Origin of the sequence: Providencia alcalifaciens (assembly GCF_020271745.1) — a bacterium.
Taxonomy (GTDB): domain Bacteria; phylum Pseudomonadota; class Gammaproteobacteria; order Enterobacterales; family Enterobacteriaceae; genus Providencia; species Providencia alcalifaciens_B.
Window position 1 is genome coordinate 3,008,653 of sequence record NZ_CP084296.1, and the last position, 18,048, is coordinate 3,026,700.

The window sequence follows — 18,048 nt, forward strand, 5'->3', positions numbered from 1 at the left end:
AATGAATAAAAAAATAATTTTACTAAGTTGTATGTTGTTATCAAGTTTATCCATGGCGGAAAAAATTAATATTAATAGGGCATTTTCAGATAATTGTAATACCTACATCAATAAAGAAAAAAGAATTTCGACTATCACATTAGGTGAACAAGATGTATTTAACAAAAGAGCATTTTTCACAATAACTCTACGTGATGGTGATTCAGACACAAAAGAAATATCTATATTGGAATCGGTTGGGAACGAGTATGGTAGAGCAATGTTCCAGCTGATGAACACTGCATATTTATCAAATTCAAATATTAAAATAACGCGTTGTGAACTCAATAAAATTGCAGGTGCTTCAATAGCCTATAAATAAAAAATCAGTTGTTTTGATAGCTAGAGGGTAATCAATACCCTCATTTTTTATAATTCTTTTAGATCTTCCTGATATAAAAATATATTTACTTTATACATCAGGAAGTACTATCCAGTTTTTTGACTAACCAGAGACCACTTTGTTTCATTGCGTAGCCAAATAAAACGCCGACAATAAGCGATGGGATAGTCAGTTGCCAATTGCCTTGCGCTGCAAAGGTTGCACAGGCGCCGATAAAGGTTCCTGGAATATAGGCCAGCCACGATTTTTGGGCTTGAAAGCACATGATAAAAGCGATAATCGTGGTCACAAAGTAGCCTGAAAAATTAGGTAGGTCATGGGTGAGCTTATCGCTATGAATAATGACTAATCCCCAAACAACACCACTTAAAGCCGTCAGTGCAGTGACAAGCAATCCCTTTATCCCTTCTTTGGGATAAGCAAAATAAGCCGTGCAGCCTAAAAAGCCTGCCCAACTGATCAAGCCAAAGAGATCAGCAACCCATGCCCATAACCCAGAAAGAATTGCAGTCGTTAATGATAGAGAAAAAAGTAGTTTCACAATGCGTACTTCATGAATAAGTTAAGATAACAAATTTGAGAAAGCTGAGCATTGTATAGAGGGATTTTAATTGTTGCAATTAAATGATGGATAATCATTGTGGAGAAAAGACATAATGTATAAGTTAAAAGTGCTATGGATGATTTGAAATCAATTTTAGAAAATTGAATAGATATATTGATAATTAATCGTTAAATAAAAATTAGCATCAATTTACATTGATGCTAATAAATATGGCAAGAAGAATAAAGATAATTATTGTATGGAAATCACCAACCGTAAGCAATACCTGCGCCAATAACTGCGCTATCAGAATTATTCCAAGAAATAGAGCTACGAACGTTTAAATTTTGTTTGATTTGATATTGAGCGCCCGCGGCAATGGCTTTACCATTCTTAAAGTTACCTGCGCCTAAACCCATACTAAAACGGTTGCCGGTAATATAGGGAATATTGCTCATTGCAGCAACAGAGGCAATACCTGCATTGGCATCACGAGCAGTTTGGTTGATTTTACTTTCCATTCTTTCAAATCTAGAATCAATTTGCTTAAAGTGTTGAGTATGTAATTTGTCTTGTTTATCGAGTTTATCAAAACGATCAATATTCAGCATTTGCTGATTACGTAAAATTAAATCAGCATGAGCTTTGCTATTTACTTCTGCTTCTTCAATATTCTGAAGGGTTGCTGTATTGCTCTCTTGGATTTCTTTATCGAGTTTCTTTATTTCTGCATTAAGTCGTTTGGTTTCTTCAAGGTTTTTTTCACTGACATCATTAATTAGAGAGTTCATAACCACTTCACTATTAAATAATTCTTTGTCAGTATATTTTTTGCTTTTTATTTCATTGTTTTTAATATTCCCCTCAAGTACAGAGACGGAATTTTCTAATTCCTTAATGGAATCAAGTGTTTTCATTTGATTTTCAAGGTTTATTTTTTCATTGATGCTACTAGTATTATTTAAATCAGAAATTGATATGTTTAACATATTAATTTCATCAGTGTTATTTCTAACTCTTTCATCGAGAGAATTTGAGTTGCTTTGTAAGAATATGGGTGGATTATTATCCGGCGATATTGGTGGATAGTATAATTGGCCAATTGGCGAGCCAGCGTGAGAGTAGGGAGGAGATGGAGGGGTAGAGACGGGTAATGTTGAGGTAGGTGAACGACTTGGTGTTTGTGGTGCTGACTGTTGCATCATTGGCGATAAGCTTTCTGCAGCAAAGGTGCTGATGTCAATGATAGGGGCCATTTCCTCAACGATATTGGCATATTTTTTTATTTTAGCTTTTTGAATATCGATGATATTTCGATTATCTTCATGCCGGTGTTCTGGATAATCATAAGGTGCATTAATCGCATCTTGATAACCAGTTAAAGCAAGGGATTGAGAAGATAAGGACGTGAGGATAACCATACTTAAAGTACTTAATAGTAATTTATTTTTCATAACGAAATTTCCATATAACGAATAAAAATCAGAAAGGAATAATTGAGGTAAATTATTCTTAAGAAAAAACGTTGAAATAATAATTTGGATGTTTTAAAAAATAAAATCCGTTTTTATTTTTAATTAACTCGGGAAAATCGTGTTGGATGAAGATTAATACAATGGGATTGATGAGGGGAATAAAGTGTAATGCTTAGATGTTTTAAAGCAATTTAAAGATTAATTTTTACTAGGCTAATAATTTAGAAAAAGGGGAATATTAAATACATTCCCCAATCATGGTATAAACTATTTTTTCACTTTATGGACGATATCAAAATATTTGGTTTTATCATCCTGTGATGGGTAGATGCGGTAAGTATACTCGTCCGGTGTCACAGTCACGTTTTCAACCACACGAGTAAACAGCACTTCACCTTTGTCATCTTTGGCTGTTAATGAACGGGTTTTACCATCTTCGCTGAATGACCAATCACCCTGCATTTTAGGCGCACCCTCAAGGGTTAGCATCTTAAACGTGCCATCAGGGTAATACTCTGCAAGCCCAAAGAAGTTTGCCACTTGTTTATCTGTTGCAGGCACCTCTTTTTTATCTTGATCGACAGCTTGAGTAGTTACCCAGACTTTATCAATCATAATTTCTTCATAGGCATTGGCTTTTTTCGCGCTAACGGCTTGCTTTGCAACAGGTGCCGTTGAGTTAGCTTGAGCCGTAAAAGCAGCAGTGGTGGACATCACAATCAGGGCGGCAATAATCGGTTTTAATTTCATAAGAACTCCATTTATTAAGATTAGAAATGTGAGTAACAAAATCGAACAGGTCTTCATCATTAATTAAACAGCGAACAAAGCAAAGATAAGAATTATGATTAAGTATTAAAAACGTAAGCTTACGTTGGGTTATGTATTTAAAGAAAAGAAGGTATCAGCAAACAAAACTCGGCTTATCCCATGTAATTTTTCTGTTAAAAACAGTATTAAATAGAAAGTCGAAATAAAATTATAGCTAAGCTATCTAATCAGTGTTAATTCAGATTTATATTTTGGTCGGTTTTCCATGAAAAATTTACAAATACTATTTTTTGCGGATTGTCCGATTTCGATAAAATGTGTTGGGTTTTGCCTGTAGACAGGGGTTATACGGAGAATTTTCTGGTGATTTCAGATGTATTTTGTCTTAGATCATGTTATTTTTCTGTGAAATTTTCATCTCCAAGCCACTTTGCCATTTTTTGCATCTTTTGTGGGTAAAAAAAGGACGATACTTTAATACATAAATTTGTATGAAAGAGCATGGGCTTGAGTAAAAGTAATTGAATCAACAGGACTTTAGCTATGGCAGTAAGAGAAATTATTGAAATTCCAGATGAAAGATTGCGTATTCAGTGCAGTCCCGTTACGGATTTCGCAGCAGTACAAACATTGGTCGATGACTTAATTGAAACCATGTACAGCACTGATAATGGTATCGGGTTGGCGGCAACGCAAATCGCCGAAACCAAAGCCATTATGGTGATTGATATTTCAGAAGAACGTAATGAGCCAATGGTATTTATCAACCCTGAAATTATTGAGAGCGAAGGGGAGACAAGCTATCAAGAGGGGTGTTTATCCGTACCGGATGTTTATGCGGATGTGCCACGCTTTTTGCGTGTGAAGGTGAAGGCGTTTGACCGTGACGGCAAGGAGTTTGTTGTCGACAGTGACGAGTTTTTAGCGATTGTCATGCAACATGAAATTGACCATTTAAACGGTAAAGTGTTCATCGACCACTTATCCACGTTAAAGCGCAATATGTTGTTGAAAAAGCTTAAAAAGCAGCAGAGATTAAAACAGCAGTAAAAATTAAAGTAACAGCATTTCCCGTCTATTTTACGGCTTCCCGAGACCCAACAAGTGTGATTCGGGGAGCTGCTATTGTGTTCTTGGTGCCAATTGAGTTGTCCTATTAAGTTAAGCGTCAGGTGAACTGCCTGACACTTTACCGTTTACTCGAGAAGTTTAATAACCCTTGGAGCATCGGGTTGATCAAATTGGCCGTAGCTATTATTCAATACCTTTTGTTGGTCGAGCTGTTTGATTTCTTTACTTAAAAAATTCAAATGATTTTGTAAGTGTTCTTTTGTCACTCGTTCGTTTTCAATGATCTGGTGTAGTAACTGCACAAAGTCGTCAGTAATAGGTTGTTCCTGCTCATATTCTTGAGTCAGAGCCGTTAAATTCTCAACGGCAAGGACATATTCAGTTTCTCGGGAGATTAATGACTCCCATTCCCCTGATTGTGCGAGCGAAACTAAGTTTTCACTTAATATTAAGACATTACGATATATTTCAAGTAAATAGAGAGGATTTTTATTGTCCACCTGGTTATCTTTCATCCACATTTGCACCGATTTGTTGCCATGCAGAGGCGATATCGGAGAGTAATTGGTAAACTTCTTGGACATAAGTCACGTTGTTTTCTATGTTGGCGCGGAGCAATTGCCGCGTCATGTATTCATACAAACTTGCTAAATTTTCAGCAAGTTCGCCACCAGCCTCGTAATTTAGCGATTGTTTTAATCCCGTGTCAATGATGTCGATTGCTTTTGAGATTTCTTTACCCTTTTCAGCAATGTTTCCCTGCTCCATAAAAATCTCTCCCCGTTTAAGGGCACTTAAGGCCCCTTTAAACAGGATTTGGATCAGTTGATACGGGGTCGCATTGGCGATTTCACTCTCCAAACTGACCTGCTGATAGGCTTGATTAGCTTTACGTTGATACATGCGGTTAACCTAAAAGTCTGCCTAATGAACTGCTTGTGCTGTTCAGTGAACTCATCATCTTATCGAGGTTTTGGAACTGACGACGATAGATATCCATGGTGTTTTCAATTTGTTTATTGGTTTGTTCAATACGTTTATCGATGCTTTTCTTTTTCTTCTGTACGCCATCAGTGGCGTTATGCAGCGTGCCTTCTTTGCTATCTAAGGTATCCTTTAAGAAATTAAAGTTTTCGGTCGCAAACCCAGTTTTTTCACCATCGCCGGCAAAGAAAACTTTTACGCTTGATGGGTTATCTTTTAGGGCAGCATCGAGTTTTTTATTGTCGATTTCTAACGTACCGTCCAGTTTTTGTTTAATCCCCATTTTATTCAGCAGGTTTAATTCGCCGCTATCTTGTGGACTACGCACTTGGGTACGTAAGGTGCTTTGAATTGCACGCAAAGTGGAATCACCAATTAATGGACCATTAGTTTTATCCGGTGCAGTACCTTTTTCAGTAGGGGTATATTTAGTGAGCTCTTTGGCTAAGGTTTGGAATTCATTATAGGCATCCACCCACGCTTTAATTTTGCCTTTAGCCGGTTCAATATCTTCAGAGATAATTAAATGTTCTGATTTACCATCTTCACTCTCTTTCTTTAAAGACAGGGTTAAACCAGGAAATAGGTCTTTCGCTTCATTAGTTTGTGACTCAAGATCAAAACCATCGATAGTTAATAGTGCATTTTGCGGTGGAACTTTCTGATCCATACCCGTAGTAGCATCAGTGTTTAATGTCACTTTGCCATTTGTATCAATTTCAGATTGAACGTTTAACATGGCGGCTAAATTACTATCACCTTCCACATTGATGCTAATTCGGTTATCGGTTCCGGCTTTTTTCGAAGTGACCACTAAGTGGTATTGATTGTCTTTATCTTTAATAACGGAAGCTGAAACGCCTTTATCGGTTTTATTAATGGCGTCCGCAATTTCGATTAATGAAGTATGTTCATTATCGAGTTTGATAACAATTTTATCTTTATCTTCTTTTTGTGAAGGTTGGGTAATGGTAATCGTTCGTTCTGTTGCGCCGTTACCTAATAATTTTTTATTATCATCAACACCTTTTGTTGCAATAGTTTGTGCTTTTGCCAGTTGATTGACTTTAACATCATGTACACCCGCAATAGCCTTACCATCAGTTTTTACATCAAAGGCTTTATATTCACCACTCACTTTAGTGGTGCTGATATCTTGATATTTTTTGAGATCTTCCGCCGCTTTTTTCAGTTTTTCTAATGAAGATTGCATCTTACCAAATACACTGATTTGCGCATCATAGCTGGCTTTCTGTTGTGTTAGTGGGTCGAGACGACGCCTTTCCATTGCCTCTAATTGATCCATTTGCACATTTAAGTCTAAGTTAGCCCCGATACCGAGTGTGGATATGCCTGCCATAAATCTCTCCTGAATATAAACCCTGAAAATAAATTCGTATTTAGTCCTTTATCGGCGAATTGGGGAAAAATATTAGACTATTCTGAGAAATAATAATGGAAGGAGTTAAACCGTAAAAAGCAGGTAATTAGGCTTATTGAATAAAAATGATAAGGACATTAACCATAATCGAAGGGTTTAATAAAAAATTTAGTGTGAAAAAAGCTGATTCCAGTGCGCTTTTGTCGTTACTCGTGAAAAATTTTTATAAAAATGGCTAAAGGGGTTTTGGGTGCCGCCGATAATGTTATTGCTGACAACATTTACCGAGTTAAGCCAGCGTGCTTAATCGACTATTAAGATAAAAAGGACATACATTATGGCACAGGTTATTAATACCAACATTCTGTCTCTGACGACTCAGAACAACTTAAACCGTTCTCAAGGCGTACTGGGTACTGCGATTGAGCGTTTATCTTCTGGTTCACGTATCAACAGCGCAAAAGATGACGCTGCAGGTCAAGCAATCGCTAACCGTTTCACTGCAAACGTTAAGGGTTTAACTCAAGCAGCACGTAACGCAAACGACGGTATTTCTATCGCACAAACCGCTGAAGGCGCAGTTAACGAAATCAACGATAACTTACAACGTATTCGTGAACTGACTGTTCAAGCACAAAACGGCACTAACTCTAAGAGCGATATCGAGTCCATCAATAAAGAAGTTACCGCGCGTATGGACGAAATCAACCGTATTTCTGAACAAACTCAGTTTAACGGCGTGAAAGTGCTTAGCGAAGATACTTCAATGAAAATTCAGGTTGGTACTAACGATTCTGAAACTATCGCTATTAACTTGAAAAAAATCGACAGCGAAGTATTAGGCCTGAAAGGCTTTGATGCAAGCAGTAGCAGTTTTGGTAAAACTTTGTCTGCTGATGACTTTGCTGCCGATTTAAAAGGTACAGCTGCTGACACTACTGCCGCTAAAGCTGTTGCACAGACAGCTCTTGATGGCCTACAGTTCAAAGGTAAGGACATTGAAGGTGCTAAGGTTTCTTATCAGACTAATGCTGATGGTACAGAAGATAAGGATAATGTCTATATTCAAGGCACAGTGGACGGTAAAAGTGTTACACTAAAAGCAACCGTCACAGCAACCCCTGCTTCTGGTACAGCTGGTACAGCTGGTGCTACTGCTGCGACATTAGTTTTTGGTGCTACTTCTGAGTTAGGCGCAGCTGATAAGAAAGCACTGGAGGGTAAAGGTCCTCTGGGTACTTTAGACAAAGCATTAGCAACAGTTGATAGCCTGCGTTCAGACTTAGGTGCTATCCAAAACCGTATGCAGTCGACTATCAACAACCTGAACAACTCTGTTAACAACCTGAGCGCAGCACGTAGCCGTATCCAAGATGCTGACTTCGCTACAGAAGTTTCTAACATGAGCCGTGGTCAGATTCTGCAACAAGCAGGTACTGCTGTGTTAGCGCAAGCTAACCAGGTTCCACAAGGTGTGTTAAGCCTGTTACGTTAATTCGTGATCGAGCTTTTTATTAAAGACCAGCTTTGCTGGTCTTTTTTTTGCCCGTCATTCTTCGTATTGCAGCGTTGTTGGCTGCACTAAATTACCCTAGTCACATACTTCTGTATGCTCCTAGGGATAATCCAGCTTGCCGCCTAGCTGCAACACGAATTATTTAGGGCGCGCTTTGGCATTGTTAAGGTCAAAACAAAGATCAAAAACAAGGTCAAAGGCAAGGGCAAGGTCAAAAGAAAAAGCAAAAAATAGAATCAAAAAATATTGGGCTCCATCAAATTTATTTAGGATAAAAAGAATAACGGCTGATTTAGTGCCTTACTCTGCGGATTGAAATTACGCGTAACACAGATAATGGCTAACTTTAGTTAAAACTTGAAGGGTGATTCAGGTTGTGAGTGATTTATATACTGCCGAAGGTGTCATTAATAAAAATAGCCTATGGGAGCGTTATTACCCTCTAATACGCCATGAAGCCCTGAAACTGCAAGTCCGACTTCCTGCCAGCGTTGATATCGATGACCTAATCCAAGCGGGTGGCATCGGGCTACTCCACGCATTAGAACGTTTCGATGCCTCATTAGGTGCCTCTTTTGCCACATACGCTGTGCAGCGGATCCGCGGATCTATGCTTGATGAACTGCGTAGCCGTGACTGGGTTCCTCGTAGCGTGCGTCGCCAAGCGCGAGAAATGACCAAAGCCATTGGTGAACTTGAGCAAAGCCTTGGGCGCAGTGCGACAGAACCAGAAATTGCCAAGGCGCTGGATATTGATCTATCGGAATATCGCCAAGTGCTGCTAGATACCAACAATAGCCAACTGTTCTCCTACGATGAATGGCACGAAGTGCATGGGGAAAGCTGCGAACCTTCAATGGATGAAGACGATGGCGGCAACCCACTGAGCTTACTGATGGAATCCAGCCTGAAAGACCAAATCGTGGCGGCAATAGAACAATTGCCTGAGCGCGAAAAAATGGTACTGACGCTGTATTACCAAGAAGAGCTGAATTTGAAGGAGATTGGTGCGGTGTTGGAGGTGGGGGAGTCAAGAGTCAGTCAGCTTCACAGTCAAGCCATTAAAAGACTACGATCAAAATTACGTTCGTAGCTCGTCATACTTCGAACCACAGCGTTGTTGGCTGCTCTCAGCTACCCGAATCACATACTTATGTATGCTCATCGGGATATCTTCGCTTGCCGCCTAGCTGTGAATTCGAATTATTTAGAGCTATGTTTGGGTAAGGTCAAGGGAAAAACCAAAACCAAAGCAAAAACAAGGGCAAAAAAGTCTCGGTATTTTAGGATTTCATTTTGTCTAGAAAGCTTTTGGCGGAGATATGCCATGTGTTGGGGCAGGGATTGAAGCCGAGTTTGGGGTAGGTGTTTTGGGAGTCGGGGGTGGAGCGAAAAATTAAATGACACTCGGGGGGAAGCTCCTCGGCGGTGAGGCGCAGCAAATGCTTACCGACACCTTGGTGAAGATACTGAGTATCTACCGCAATTTCAGAGATATAGCAGCAAAAACTAAAATCCGTGATCGCGCGAGCGAAACCCACCACCTGCTCATCCACCCAAGCACTGATCAACAAATCTGCATTATTTAACATCGAATCCAGCAACGCGACATCGTCAGTGGGCACAAACGTATCCAGTGGAGATTGCTTCAATAAATTCAAAAAATCATCCACTGAAATCGAATGGTTCACTTTATAGGTGATGTGGCTATTCACTGGCTCCATGTCATTCCCTCATAAATAAAAACGCTAATATAGTTTTAGCTCGAAATCATGAAAATTGCCTGTTTTTGTTTGTATTTTTGCGTGATGACATTGCGCTATTTGATGGAGAGTAATGAAAGCAATAGATAAAAATGCAGAAATAATTACTATGGATATTAGTAAGTATTCAATCAATTGATTTTATATCTAATTATTCATAACTGATTAATAAACAATAAAATTTAAAAATCAAAAATATATTTTCTACACCGATAGGTTGTAAGTGCATATAATGCCAAATTATGCATTTACAGTAGGTATCCATATGTTCAAAAAGGTTATTGTTGTCTTTTTTCTTGTTTTCTGTGCTCCTTTTGGCTTTGCCACCGACTTGTCATTTAAAGAAAAATCACCCGTTGATCGCTTATATCATGAAAATTACCAAGGAATGGACTCACTGCGGGAAGAGCAGAAGTTCAAATTTGACCCGAAATTAAAAATTGCCCAGCAAGATCGTAGCTACCAATCGCTACTCGAACAGCGGGATGAAGATGAAAAATCCTTGCTCAATCACATCCGCCCTTGTGATATCAACCCAACGGCAGCAGGCTGTCCGGGGCATTTATCGTGGATGAATAACCCGCGCGAGCTTCAATCCATGCTAGAGCAAAAATATCAGAATGAATAATTAGCATTCCTCGTGTTGCAAACAAAAGGCGCTTATTGGGCGCCTTTTGCATTGTTTAAATAATCAGCTCCCTATCAATTTCCTTCGGGAAAGGTCAATGTCGCCCCCGGTGCTTCGCGGCTTAAATGAATAAAATTCAAATGTTTCTCATACTGGTCGAGGATATCGCTGATCACCTGCTCTTTGGTGTAATCCATTAAATCGTTAGCTTGGGTGCCTTCCCATAAATAAGTTTCAAGGCGGTAATAGTGTGATTTACCGGAGCGAGCGCGGTAGGTAAAGCTTGGCACTGTATAGCGACGCGGCCAGATTTGGTAGATAAAGCTTTGCTCTTCTTCTAAATCGACCACTAACTCTAAATGATTAAGTCGCTCTTCTTCGGCAAGAGGGTGGATCGCAAATTCCACCTTAGCGCCACGCAATTCCAGCTCTTTCGCCACATCTTGCATTGCAGGAATACAGACTAAATCTAACATCCGTTGGGTATAGGTGGTGCCCGGGAAATTCATCACGCGTCCCAAACGCTGCTTCCACTTAATTGGCTCGTTACCATACAGCGGCGCAGGGGCATTAGTATTAATGGCACTGACGCGGCGATAATCTTCAAACCGCAATGACTTATATAGCCCCGCCATAATAAAGAAGATCACAAAACTAAACGGCAGCCCCATAATCACGGTGGTATTTTGCAGGGCGGGCACCCCATCGGTCATTAACATCCCAAGGGTGAGTAAACCAATGGCCACTGACCAGAAAATTCGCAGCCAATTAGGGGAATCGTGATTAATATCGCTCAGTTTTGAGGTGAAATTTCCCAGCACTAACGAGCCGGAATCCGCGGACGTCACGTAAAACAGTAACCCTGTAATGGTGGCGACAGAGGCGGTTAATCCGAACCCCGGATATAACGCGAGTAAGGAATAAAACCCTTTTTCAGGCGCTTCTAACACGGTTTCGGCTAACGCTTTGTTGCCATGAATAATTTCATATAAAGCACTGTTTCCAAAGATAGATAACCAAAGTAGCGTGAAGACAAACGGGATGATCAGCGTGCCAATCACAAACTGGCGAATGGTGCGGCCACGGGAAATTCGTGCCAAAAATAGACCAACAAAAGGCGACCAAGCGACCCACCATGCCCAGAAAAACAGCGTCCAGCTATTCATCCAGTCGGTCGGTCTATCGAACGCAAAACTGTTCAGAGTCATCCCCATAAAACGGTTCACATAATCTCCGACGTTGAGCACCAGCGCATTGAGCAGAAATTCAGTATCTCCCACAAATAAGATAAATAGGATCAATCCCAAGGCCAGCAACACATTGAGTTCCGAGAGAATACGGATCCCTTTATTGACTCCGGATGTGGCGGAAACTACCGCCATGATCACCGAAAGGAAAATCAGCCCGCCTTGCACCGTTAGCCCTTGGGGAAGGTCAAACAGCACTTTTAGCCCGTAATTGAGCTGCACCACACCAATACCGAGGGTGGTGGCGATACCAAAAATAGTCCCGAGCACGGCAGCAATATCGACGGTATGACCAATCGGTCCGTTAATGCGATTGCCAAAAATAGGGTATAACGCCGAACGGATGGTTAACGGCAAATTATAACGATAACTAAAGTACCCGAGCGCGATGCCCATCAAGGCGTACATTGACCAGCCCGTGAGTCCATAGTGAAACAGTGTCCACACCATCGACTGACGAGCCGCTTCAAGGGTTTCGCCTTCACCCGTTGGCGGTAACATATATTGAGTGACCGGTTCAGCCACCGAGAAAAACATCAAATCAATGCCGATCCCCGCGGCAAACAGCATCGCCGACCAGCTGAGCAAACTAAATTCTGGTTTGGATTGCTCCGGTCCCAGTTTGATATTCCCAAAGCGTGAGGTGGCGATAAAAATCACAAAAACGATATATAAGGTGGCGGCGAGTAAGTAATACCAGCCGAAGGTTTTTGATACCCAACCCAGTGTTGTAACAATCCATTGATTTGCGGTGTCAGTCATCAGAATGGTGAAAAAAGAAAACGCCAGTATTAAGGCGGCGGAGGTAAAAAAAACAACGTGATTAAGTTGGTCTTTCTGCCCATTTTTTGGACTTTTTGAATTTGTCATTGGCAGTTCCACAGTTTTATCTGGATGAAAATTTAAAGTTACATTATTTACTAATTCATTGAATTATTAGTAAATATTTAAAATTTCACGGGTATCTCCTCGAGTAATTTGTGAATGAATTGTTGTAAACCATAGTTAATATTGATTGAACATTCAATTAAAAAATCGTTTAATGAATGGGTTCAATGGTCTTATTAGGTCTTCATGCCATGCCGAAAATAGGCGTTCAATCGATACGTAAACAGCAGTTAATTCAGGCCACTTTAGCTGTCATCAACGAAGTGGGAATGCAAGAAGCTAGCTTTGTGCTGATCGCCCGTAAAGCGGGGGTATCTACTGGGATTATTAGCCACTATTTCCGTGATAAAAACGGTTTATTAGAAGCCACCATGCGCCATATTCAGTATCAATTAGGGTTTGGTATTGCGATGCGTTTAAGAATGTTGAGCGGTGAACCGCCTAAAGCGCGAATTCAAGCGATTGTGGAAGGGAACTTTGACTCCACCCAAATCAGTGAAGCTGCAATGAAAACGTGGTTGGCATTTTGGGCGAGCAGTATGCACCAGCCAAATTTGAATCGCTTACAGCGAGTGAATGACCGTCGCTTATATTCAAACCTAAGCTATGAGTTTGGGAGAGCGCTAAGTCAACCTGCCGCACGTCGTGCTGCTAAAGGTCTGGCTGCTTTGATTGATGGCTTATGGCTACGTAGTGCGCTGAGTAACGAGCCTTTTCCTGTGAGGGAAGCGCTCAGCATCACTAACGAATATATCGATATGCAATTGGCACGGGCAGGAGACCATTCGACCTAACTATTTTTCAAAGGAGACGTTATGCAACATCCACCGATTCATAAGCTTTACATTCATGGCGGATATGTCGACAGTTCACAACCTGAATGCGGGCAGTTTGAGGCAATAAACCCCGCTACTGGTGACGTGATTGCCCATTTGCAATCAGCTAGCATCGACGATATTCACTGGGCGGTGGAAAGTGCAAAACAGGGGCAAAAAATTTGGGCGGCAATGCCTGCGATGGAGCGTTCGCGTATTTTGCGCCGTGCTGTGGATATTTTACGTGAACGTAATGATGAACTCGCCTATTTAGAAACCCTTGATACGGGGAAACCACTTTCTGAAACGCGCTTTGTGGATATTGTGACGGGCGCGGATGTGCTTGAATACTATGCAGGCTTGATCCCCGCTCTAGAAGGGCAGCAAATTCCGCTACGTGAAACCTCGTTTGTCTATACTCGCCGTGAACCATTGGGGGTTGTTGCGGGGATTGGCGCATGGAACTATCCCATTCAAATTGCGTTATGGAAATCTGCACCGGCACTGGCGGCGGGTAACGCCATGGTATTTAAACCCAGCGAAGTTACCTCATTAACCGCATTAAAGCTGGCGGAAATCTACACGGAAGCGGGTTTACCTGCGGGGGTGTTTAACGTGGTAACGGGCATGGGAAGTGACGTGGGTCAATGGCTAACGGAACATCCTGATATCGCCAAAATCTCATTTACCGGCGGTGTCCCAACAGGGAAAAAAGTGATGTCCAATGCTTCTAGCTCAAGCCTTAAAGAGGTCACCATGGAGCTGGGTGGAAAATCACCGCTGATTATTTTCGATGATGCCGATTTAGACAAAGCCGCTGATATCGCCATGATGGCGAATTTTTACAGCTCTGGACAAGTGTGCACCAACGGGACGCGAGTATTTATCCCAGAAAATCTGAAAGCCGCCTTTGAAGCCAAAATCGCGGAGCGTGTTGCACGCATCCGTATTGGCTCTCCAACCGAAGAAAAGACCAATTTTGGTCCTTTGGTCAGCTTCAAGCATCTGGACAATGTGCTGCGTTATATCGAAATTGGCAAGAAGCAAGGGGCGACAGTGTTGTGTGGCGGTGAGCGCCTTATGACGGAATCACTGGCAAACGGCGCTTATGTGGCTCCAACAGTGTTTACCAATTGCACTGATGAGATGCAAATCACCCAAGAAGAGATTTTTGGCCCTGTGATGAGTATTTTAAGCTACCGCACAGAAGACGAGGTGATTGAGCGAGCGAATCACTCGATTTACGGTTTAGCCGCAGGGATTGTCACGCAAGATCTTGCCCGCGCTCATCGCGTTATTCACCAATTGGAAGCGGGAATTTGCTGGATCAACACCTGGGGGGAATCCCCTGCACAAATGCCAGTGGGGGGGTATAAGCACTCGGGTGTAGGGCGTGAAAATGGTCTGGTGACGCTACAAAATTACACTCAAATCAAATCCATTCAAGTAGAACTCGGAGAGTTTTCATCCATTTTTTAATCACTTAATTTGACTGAAACAGAGGAGATAACAATGGTCTATGACTACATTATTATCGGTGCTGGTTCAGCCGGTAACGTTCTTGCTACCCGCCTGACAGAAGATACTGATGTTACTGTGCTGCTCCTTGAAGCAGGAGGACCGGATCACCGGTTCGACTTTCGCACACAAATGCCAGCGGCATTAGCTTACCCACTTCAGGGACGCCGTTATAACTGGGCGTATGAAACAGAGCCTGAGCCTCATATGAACAACCGCCGTATGGAATGTGGGCGCGGTAAAGGGCTTGGTGGCTCTTCATTGATTAACGGTATGTGCTATATCCGTGGAAATGCCATGGACTTTGATGGCTGGGCGCAAGCGCCGGGGCTTGAAGATTGGGCTTATGCCAACTGTTTGCCATATTTCCGTAAAGCAGAAACTCGCGATATTGGTGGAAATGATTACCATGGCGACCAAGGTCCCGTGAGTGTGACGACGCCAAAACCCAAAAATAATGTGCTATTCCACGCGATGGTTGAAGCGGGTGTTCAAGCGGGTTATCCGAAAACGGATGATTTAAACGGTTACCAGCAAGAAGGGTTTGGTCCGATGGATCGCACGGTGACGCCAAAAGGTCGTCGTGCGAGTACCGCCAGAGGGTATTTAGACCAAGCTCGCGCCCGTAAAAACTTAACGATAATCACTCATGCAACCACGGACACCATCGAGTTTGAAGGGAAAAAAGCAGTTTCTGTGAAATATTATTTAGGAAAAAATCAGCAAGTCCATGTGGCGAAGGCGCGCAAAGAAGTTTTGTTATGCGCAGGGGCTATCGCATCCCCACAAATTTTGCAGCGCTCCGGTGTTGGCCCTAAAGCGGTGTTAGCGCAATGTGAGATCCCTCCCGTTCATTATCTGGAAGGGGTTGGAGAAAACTTGCAAGATCACCTGGAAATGTACTTGCAGTATGAATGCAAGCAACCTGTTTCCCTGTATCCCGCATTGAAATGGTTTAATCAGCCGATGATTGGTGCACAGTGGTTATTTAAAGGTACGGGCATTGGTGCGAGTAATCAGTTTGAAGCGGGTGGGTTTATTCGCAGCAGTGAAAAATTTGCATGGCCAAATATTCAATTTCACTTTCTGCCCGTGGCGATTAACTACAATGGCAGCAATGCGGTGAATCAGCACGGTTTTCAGGCTCATGTAGGGTCTATGCGTTCACCTAGCCGAGGTCGAGTGCAGATAAAATCGCGTGACCCGCACCAACACCCTAGTATCTTGTTCAATTACATGTCTTGTGAGCAGGATTGGGAAGAGTTCCGTGCTGCGATCCGTATCACGCGGGAAATTATGGCTCAGCCAGCGTTAGACCCATATCGAGGTGAAGAGATCAGCCCCGGTAAGCACATTGTCACCGATGAACAACTTGATCAGTTTGTGCGAGAACGCGCGGAAACTGCGTTTCATCCTTGTGGAACGTGCAAAATGGGCTCGGATGCAATGGCGGTCGTCGATGGAGAAGGGCGTGTTCATGGTATTGATAATCTGCGGGTGATTGATGCGTCCATTATGCCGCTGATTATTACGGGCAATTTAAATGCCACAACCATTATGATTGCAGAAAAAATGGCGGATAAAATTCGCGGTCGGGAGCCATTAGCACCCAGTCAGGCTTCCTATTATAAAGCCGGTGTTCAGGGGGCTAGAGCGGGCTAAAACGTCGTTTATGGGGGAAGAGACGTCCTCCCCCTTTGTACATGCTTATTCGCAATGGCAGGTAAACTCTTTATACGCATTCCATGTCTGTGTTGCGTACATAACAGAAGGGCCTCCCCCCATAAAAATGGCAACAGCTAAAGCTTCAGCAAGCTCTTGCTGAGTTATACCTAAATCAACCAAGCTTTTTGTATGAAAGGCAATACAGCCATCACAGCGGTTGGCAACCGCAATACCAATCGCAATCAGCTCTTTGGTTTTTTTATCCAGAACTCCCTCTATCGAGGCCGCGGTAATTAAGTTGGAAAAATGCGTCATAACTTCAGGAATAAATTGAGCCAACTCTGGCATAGTTTGCAGTAGGTTCTGATTGATTTCAGTAAATTTTGGCATTGTTTCCTCTTTTTACATTATGTGATTTGATAATATATATTTAAATATAATGTAAGGGTGTCATTGAGCAAGGAGAAATATTCGAAATAAGACATAAAAAATATTTATACTTTTTATTTAATAAATGGTGGTGTATTGAATTGAAAGGTTCATGTTTGGATGTGTAATCTAAAATTTAACACTATCGGTGTCAATTTGACAAAAAAATCCTCCAAACGAAGGAGGAAAATAAATATTAAGCGAGACTACTTATATAGCATTAATTTTGTATTTACCAAAGCTGACCAGCTAATAAAAATGATCATAATTTGCTATATGAAAAAGGAATATAAACTGAAAATAATATGGTAAGTATGAATATTAACGGACAGAATTAACCAACCACTGTAAATAGTTGTCCTCAACTTGATTAGGGTCTAACCGAATTAATTCAGGAATTTCATAGGGATGAATTTCCTTGATAGCATCAAATAACGCGTGTTGATTACCAATCGTGCTTTTTATCAGTAATAGAATTTCATTATCTTCTGTCACATTTCCTTTCCACAAATAGACTGATTTCATTTCTGGTAATAATGAAACACAGGCAGCAAGGTGGTTATTCAACAGGTGCTGTGCAATTTTTATCGCACTTTCTTGGCTATTAGTCGTGCTTAAAACGATGCAAGGTTGTTGCTGGCTCTTATAATGAGTATCGTCAAATGTCATTTTAATCTCCTTTATTTAAAGGGCTTATTTAAATGAGTGGCCTGATTCATTCTAGTTTAGCTGCCCATAAGAAAACGTAGCCACATAATGATACAAATAGAGAAGTGCGTTATTAATGTGGAGGTGATTATTACTTATAACGATTATCTTATTGGGTAATGAATTGGCTGCCCATGAGATAGCAATATATTTACTCTAATAGCTTAAGCTTGAGCTAAATAATTTCATTAATCAATTGGCTTGTTTGATTTTTAATCACCCCATTAAACGAAAGTAAATCTATTTACAAGGTACTTTATTGC

At 41.4% G+C, this 18,048-nt stretch carries 18 protein-coding genes; 8 read left to right on the forward strand and 10 right to left on the reverse strand.

Translation table 11 applies throughout. The features are described 5' to 3' along the window. Position 1 precedes the first annotated feature (1 nt). On the forward strand, positions 2-361 hold the full coding sequence (locus LDO51_RS13740) for a hypothetical protein (protein WP_225575008.1): 360 nt from the start codon (positions 2-4) through the stop codon (positions 359-361). Positions 362-458: 97 nt separating this feature from the next. Here the strand turns inward: LDO51_RS13740 and LDO51_RS13745 are convergent, their stop codons facing one another. The 3 genes from LDO51_RS13745 to LDO51_RS13755 all read right to left on the reverse strand — a co-directional run bounded on the left by LDO51_RS13745 (position 459) and on the right by LDO51_RS13755 (position 3,151). Then, the gene (locus LDO51_RS13745) at positions 459-923 is read right to left on the reverse strand and encodes a DUF1097 domain-containing protein (protein ID WP_225575009.1); all 465 of its coding nucleotides are present in this window, start codon (positions 921-923) and stop codon (positions 459-461) included. 269 nt (positions 924-1,192) lie between these two features. Beyond that, entirely contained in the window at positions 1,193-2,380 is a 1,188-nt protein-coding gene (locus LDO51_RS19755; RefSeq protein WP_225575010.1) for a YadA-like family protein, read from the reverse strand. Positions 2,381-2,668: 288 nt separating this feature from the next. After that, positions 2,669-3,151, reverse strand: a complete 483-nt coding sequence (locus LDO51_RS13755; RefSeq protein ID WP_225575011.1) for a DUF4822 domain-containing protein — start codon at positions 3,149-3,151, stop codon at positions 2,669-2,671. A gap of 564 nt (positions 3,152-3,715) precedes the next feature. On the opposite strand from LDO51_RS13755, the gene def reads away from it, so the two are divergent. Further along, entirely contained in the window at positions 3,716-4,222 is a 507-nt protein-coding gene (def, locus tag LDO51_RS13760) for a peptide deformylase (RefSeq protein ID WP_154604147.1), read from the forward strand. A 146-nt stretch (positions 4,223-4,368) separates the two neighbouring features. On the opposite strand, the gene fliT is transcribed toward def, so the two are convergent. Genes fliT through fliD form a run of 3 tightly spaced genes read right to left on the reverse strand, consistent with a single transcriptional unit; the run spans position 4,369 to position 6,587 of the window. Continuing rightward, positions 4,369-4,758 carry a flagellar protein FliT gene (gene fliT / locus LDO51_RS13765; RefSeq protein ID WP_225575012.1) on the reverse strand — a complete coding sequence of 130 codons (390 nt, stop codon included), beginning with the start codon at positions 4,756-4,758 and terminating at the stop codon, positions 4,369-4,371. Then, on the reverse strand, positions 4,748-5,146 hold the full coding sequence (gene fliS / locus LDO51_RS13770; protein ID WP_006657543.1) for a flagellar export chaperone FliS: 399 nt from the start codon (positions 5,144-5,146) through the stop codon (positions 4,748-4,750). Before fliS ends, fliT begins: the two co-directional genes overlap by 11 nt. 4 nt (positions 5,147-5,150) lie before the next feature. Further along, the gene (fliD, locus tag LDO51_RS13775) at positions 5,151-6,587 is read right to left on the reverse strand and encodes a flagellar filament capping protein FliD (RefSeq protein ID WP_225575013.1); all 1,437 of its coding nucleotides are present in this window, start codon (positions 6,585-6,587) and stop codon (positions 5,151-5,153) included. Positions 6,588-6,945: 358 nt separating this feature from the next. Between fliD and LDO51_RS13780 the strand changes: the two genes are divergently transcribed. Further along, on the forward strand, positions 6,946-8,103 hold the full coding sequence (locus tag LDO51_RS13780; protein ID WP_225575014.1) for a FliC/FljB family flagellin: 1,158 nt from the start codon (positions 6,946-6,948) through the stop codon (positions 8,101-8,103). Positions 8,104-8,500: 397 nt separating this feature from the next. Further along, positions 8,501-9,217: an RNA polymerase sigma factor FliA gene (locus LDO51_RS13785; RefSeq protein ID WP_225575015.1), complete on the forward strand. Its 717-nt coding sequence runs from the start codon at positions 8,501-8,503 to the stop codon at positions 9,215-9,217. Positions 9,218-9,407: 190 nt separating this feature from the next. Here LDO51_RS13785 and LDO51_RS13790 read toward each other — a convergent pair whose 3' ends face one another. Then, positions 9,408-9,848 (reverse strand): GNAT family N-acetyltransferase, encoded by a 441-nt coding sequence (locus LDO51_RS13790; RefSeq protein WP_036951356.1) that lies wholly within the window; start codon positions 9,846-9,848, stop codon positions 9,408-9,410. Between the two features lie 304 nt (positions 9,849-10,152). Between LDO51_RS13790 and LDO51_RS13795 the strand changes: the two genes are divergently transcribed. Then, positions 10,153-10,515, forward strand: a complete 363-nt coding sequence (locus LDO51_RS13795; RefSeq protein ID WP_225575016.1) for a hypothetical protein — start codon at positions 10,153-10,155, stop codon at positions 10,513-10,515. A 74-nt stretch (positions 10,516-10,589) separates the two neighbouring features. Here the strand turns inward: LDO51_RS13795 and LDO51_RS13800 are convergent, their stop codons facing one another. Continuing rightward, positions 10,590-12,632, reverse strand: a complete 2,043-nt coding sequence (locus LDO51_RS13800) for a choline transporter (RefSeq protein WP_225575017.1) — start codon at positions 12,630-12,632, stop codon at positions 10,590-10,592. Positions 12,633-12,841: 209 nt separating this feature from the next. Between LDO51_RS13800 and betI the strand changes: the two genes are divergently transcribed. Genes betI through betA form a run of 3 tightly spaced genes read left to right on the forward strand, consistent with a single transcriptional unit; the run spans position 12,842 to position 16,645 of the window. Further along, complete coding sequence (gene betI / locus LDO51_RS13805; RefSeq protein ID WP_225577278.1) at positions 12,842-13,444, forward strand: transcriptional regulator BetI; 603 nt, start codon at positions 12,842-12,844, stop codon at positions 13,442-13,444. A gap of 21 nt (positions 13,445-13,465) precedes the next feature. Beyond that, positions 13,466-14,944 carry a betaine-aldehyde dehydrogenase gene (betB, locus tag LDO51_RS13810; protein ID WP_225575018.1) on the forward strand — a complete coding sequence of 493 codons (1,479 nt, stop codon included), beginning with the start codon at positions 13,466-13,468 and terminating at the stop codon, positions 14,942-14,944. Between the two features lie 33 nt (positions 14,945-14,977). Continuing rightward, positions 14,978-16,645 (forward strand): choline dehydrogenase, encoded by a 1,668-nt coding sequence (gene betA / locus LDO51_RS13815; RefSeq protein ID WP_225575019.1) that lies wholly within the window; start codon positions 14,978-14,980, stop codon positions 16,643-16,645. Between the two features lie 45 nt (positions 16,646-16,690). On the opposite strand, the gene LDO51_RS13820 is transcribed toward betA, so the two are convergent. Then, positions 16,691-17,038, reverse strand: coding sequence for a carboxymuconolactone decarboxylase family protein (locus LDO51_RS13820; RefSeq protein ID WP_225575020.1), 348 nt, complete (start codon positions 17,036-17,038; stop codon positions 16,691-16,693). A gap of 360 nt (positions 17,039-17,398) precedes the next feature. Beyond that, positions 17,399-17,746, reverse strand: coding sequence for a divalent-cation tolerance protein CutA (gene cutA / locus LDO51_RS13825; RefSeq protein WP_225575021.1), 348 nt, complete (start codon positions 17,744-17,746; stop codon positions 17,399-17,401). Positions 17,747-18,048: the final 302 nt, after the last annotated feature.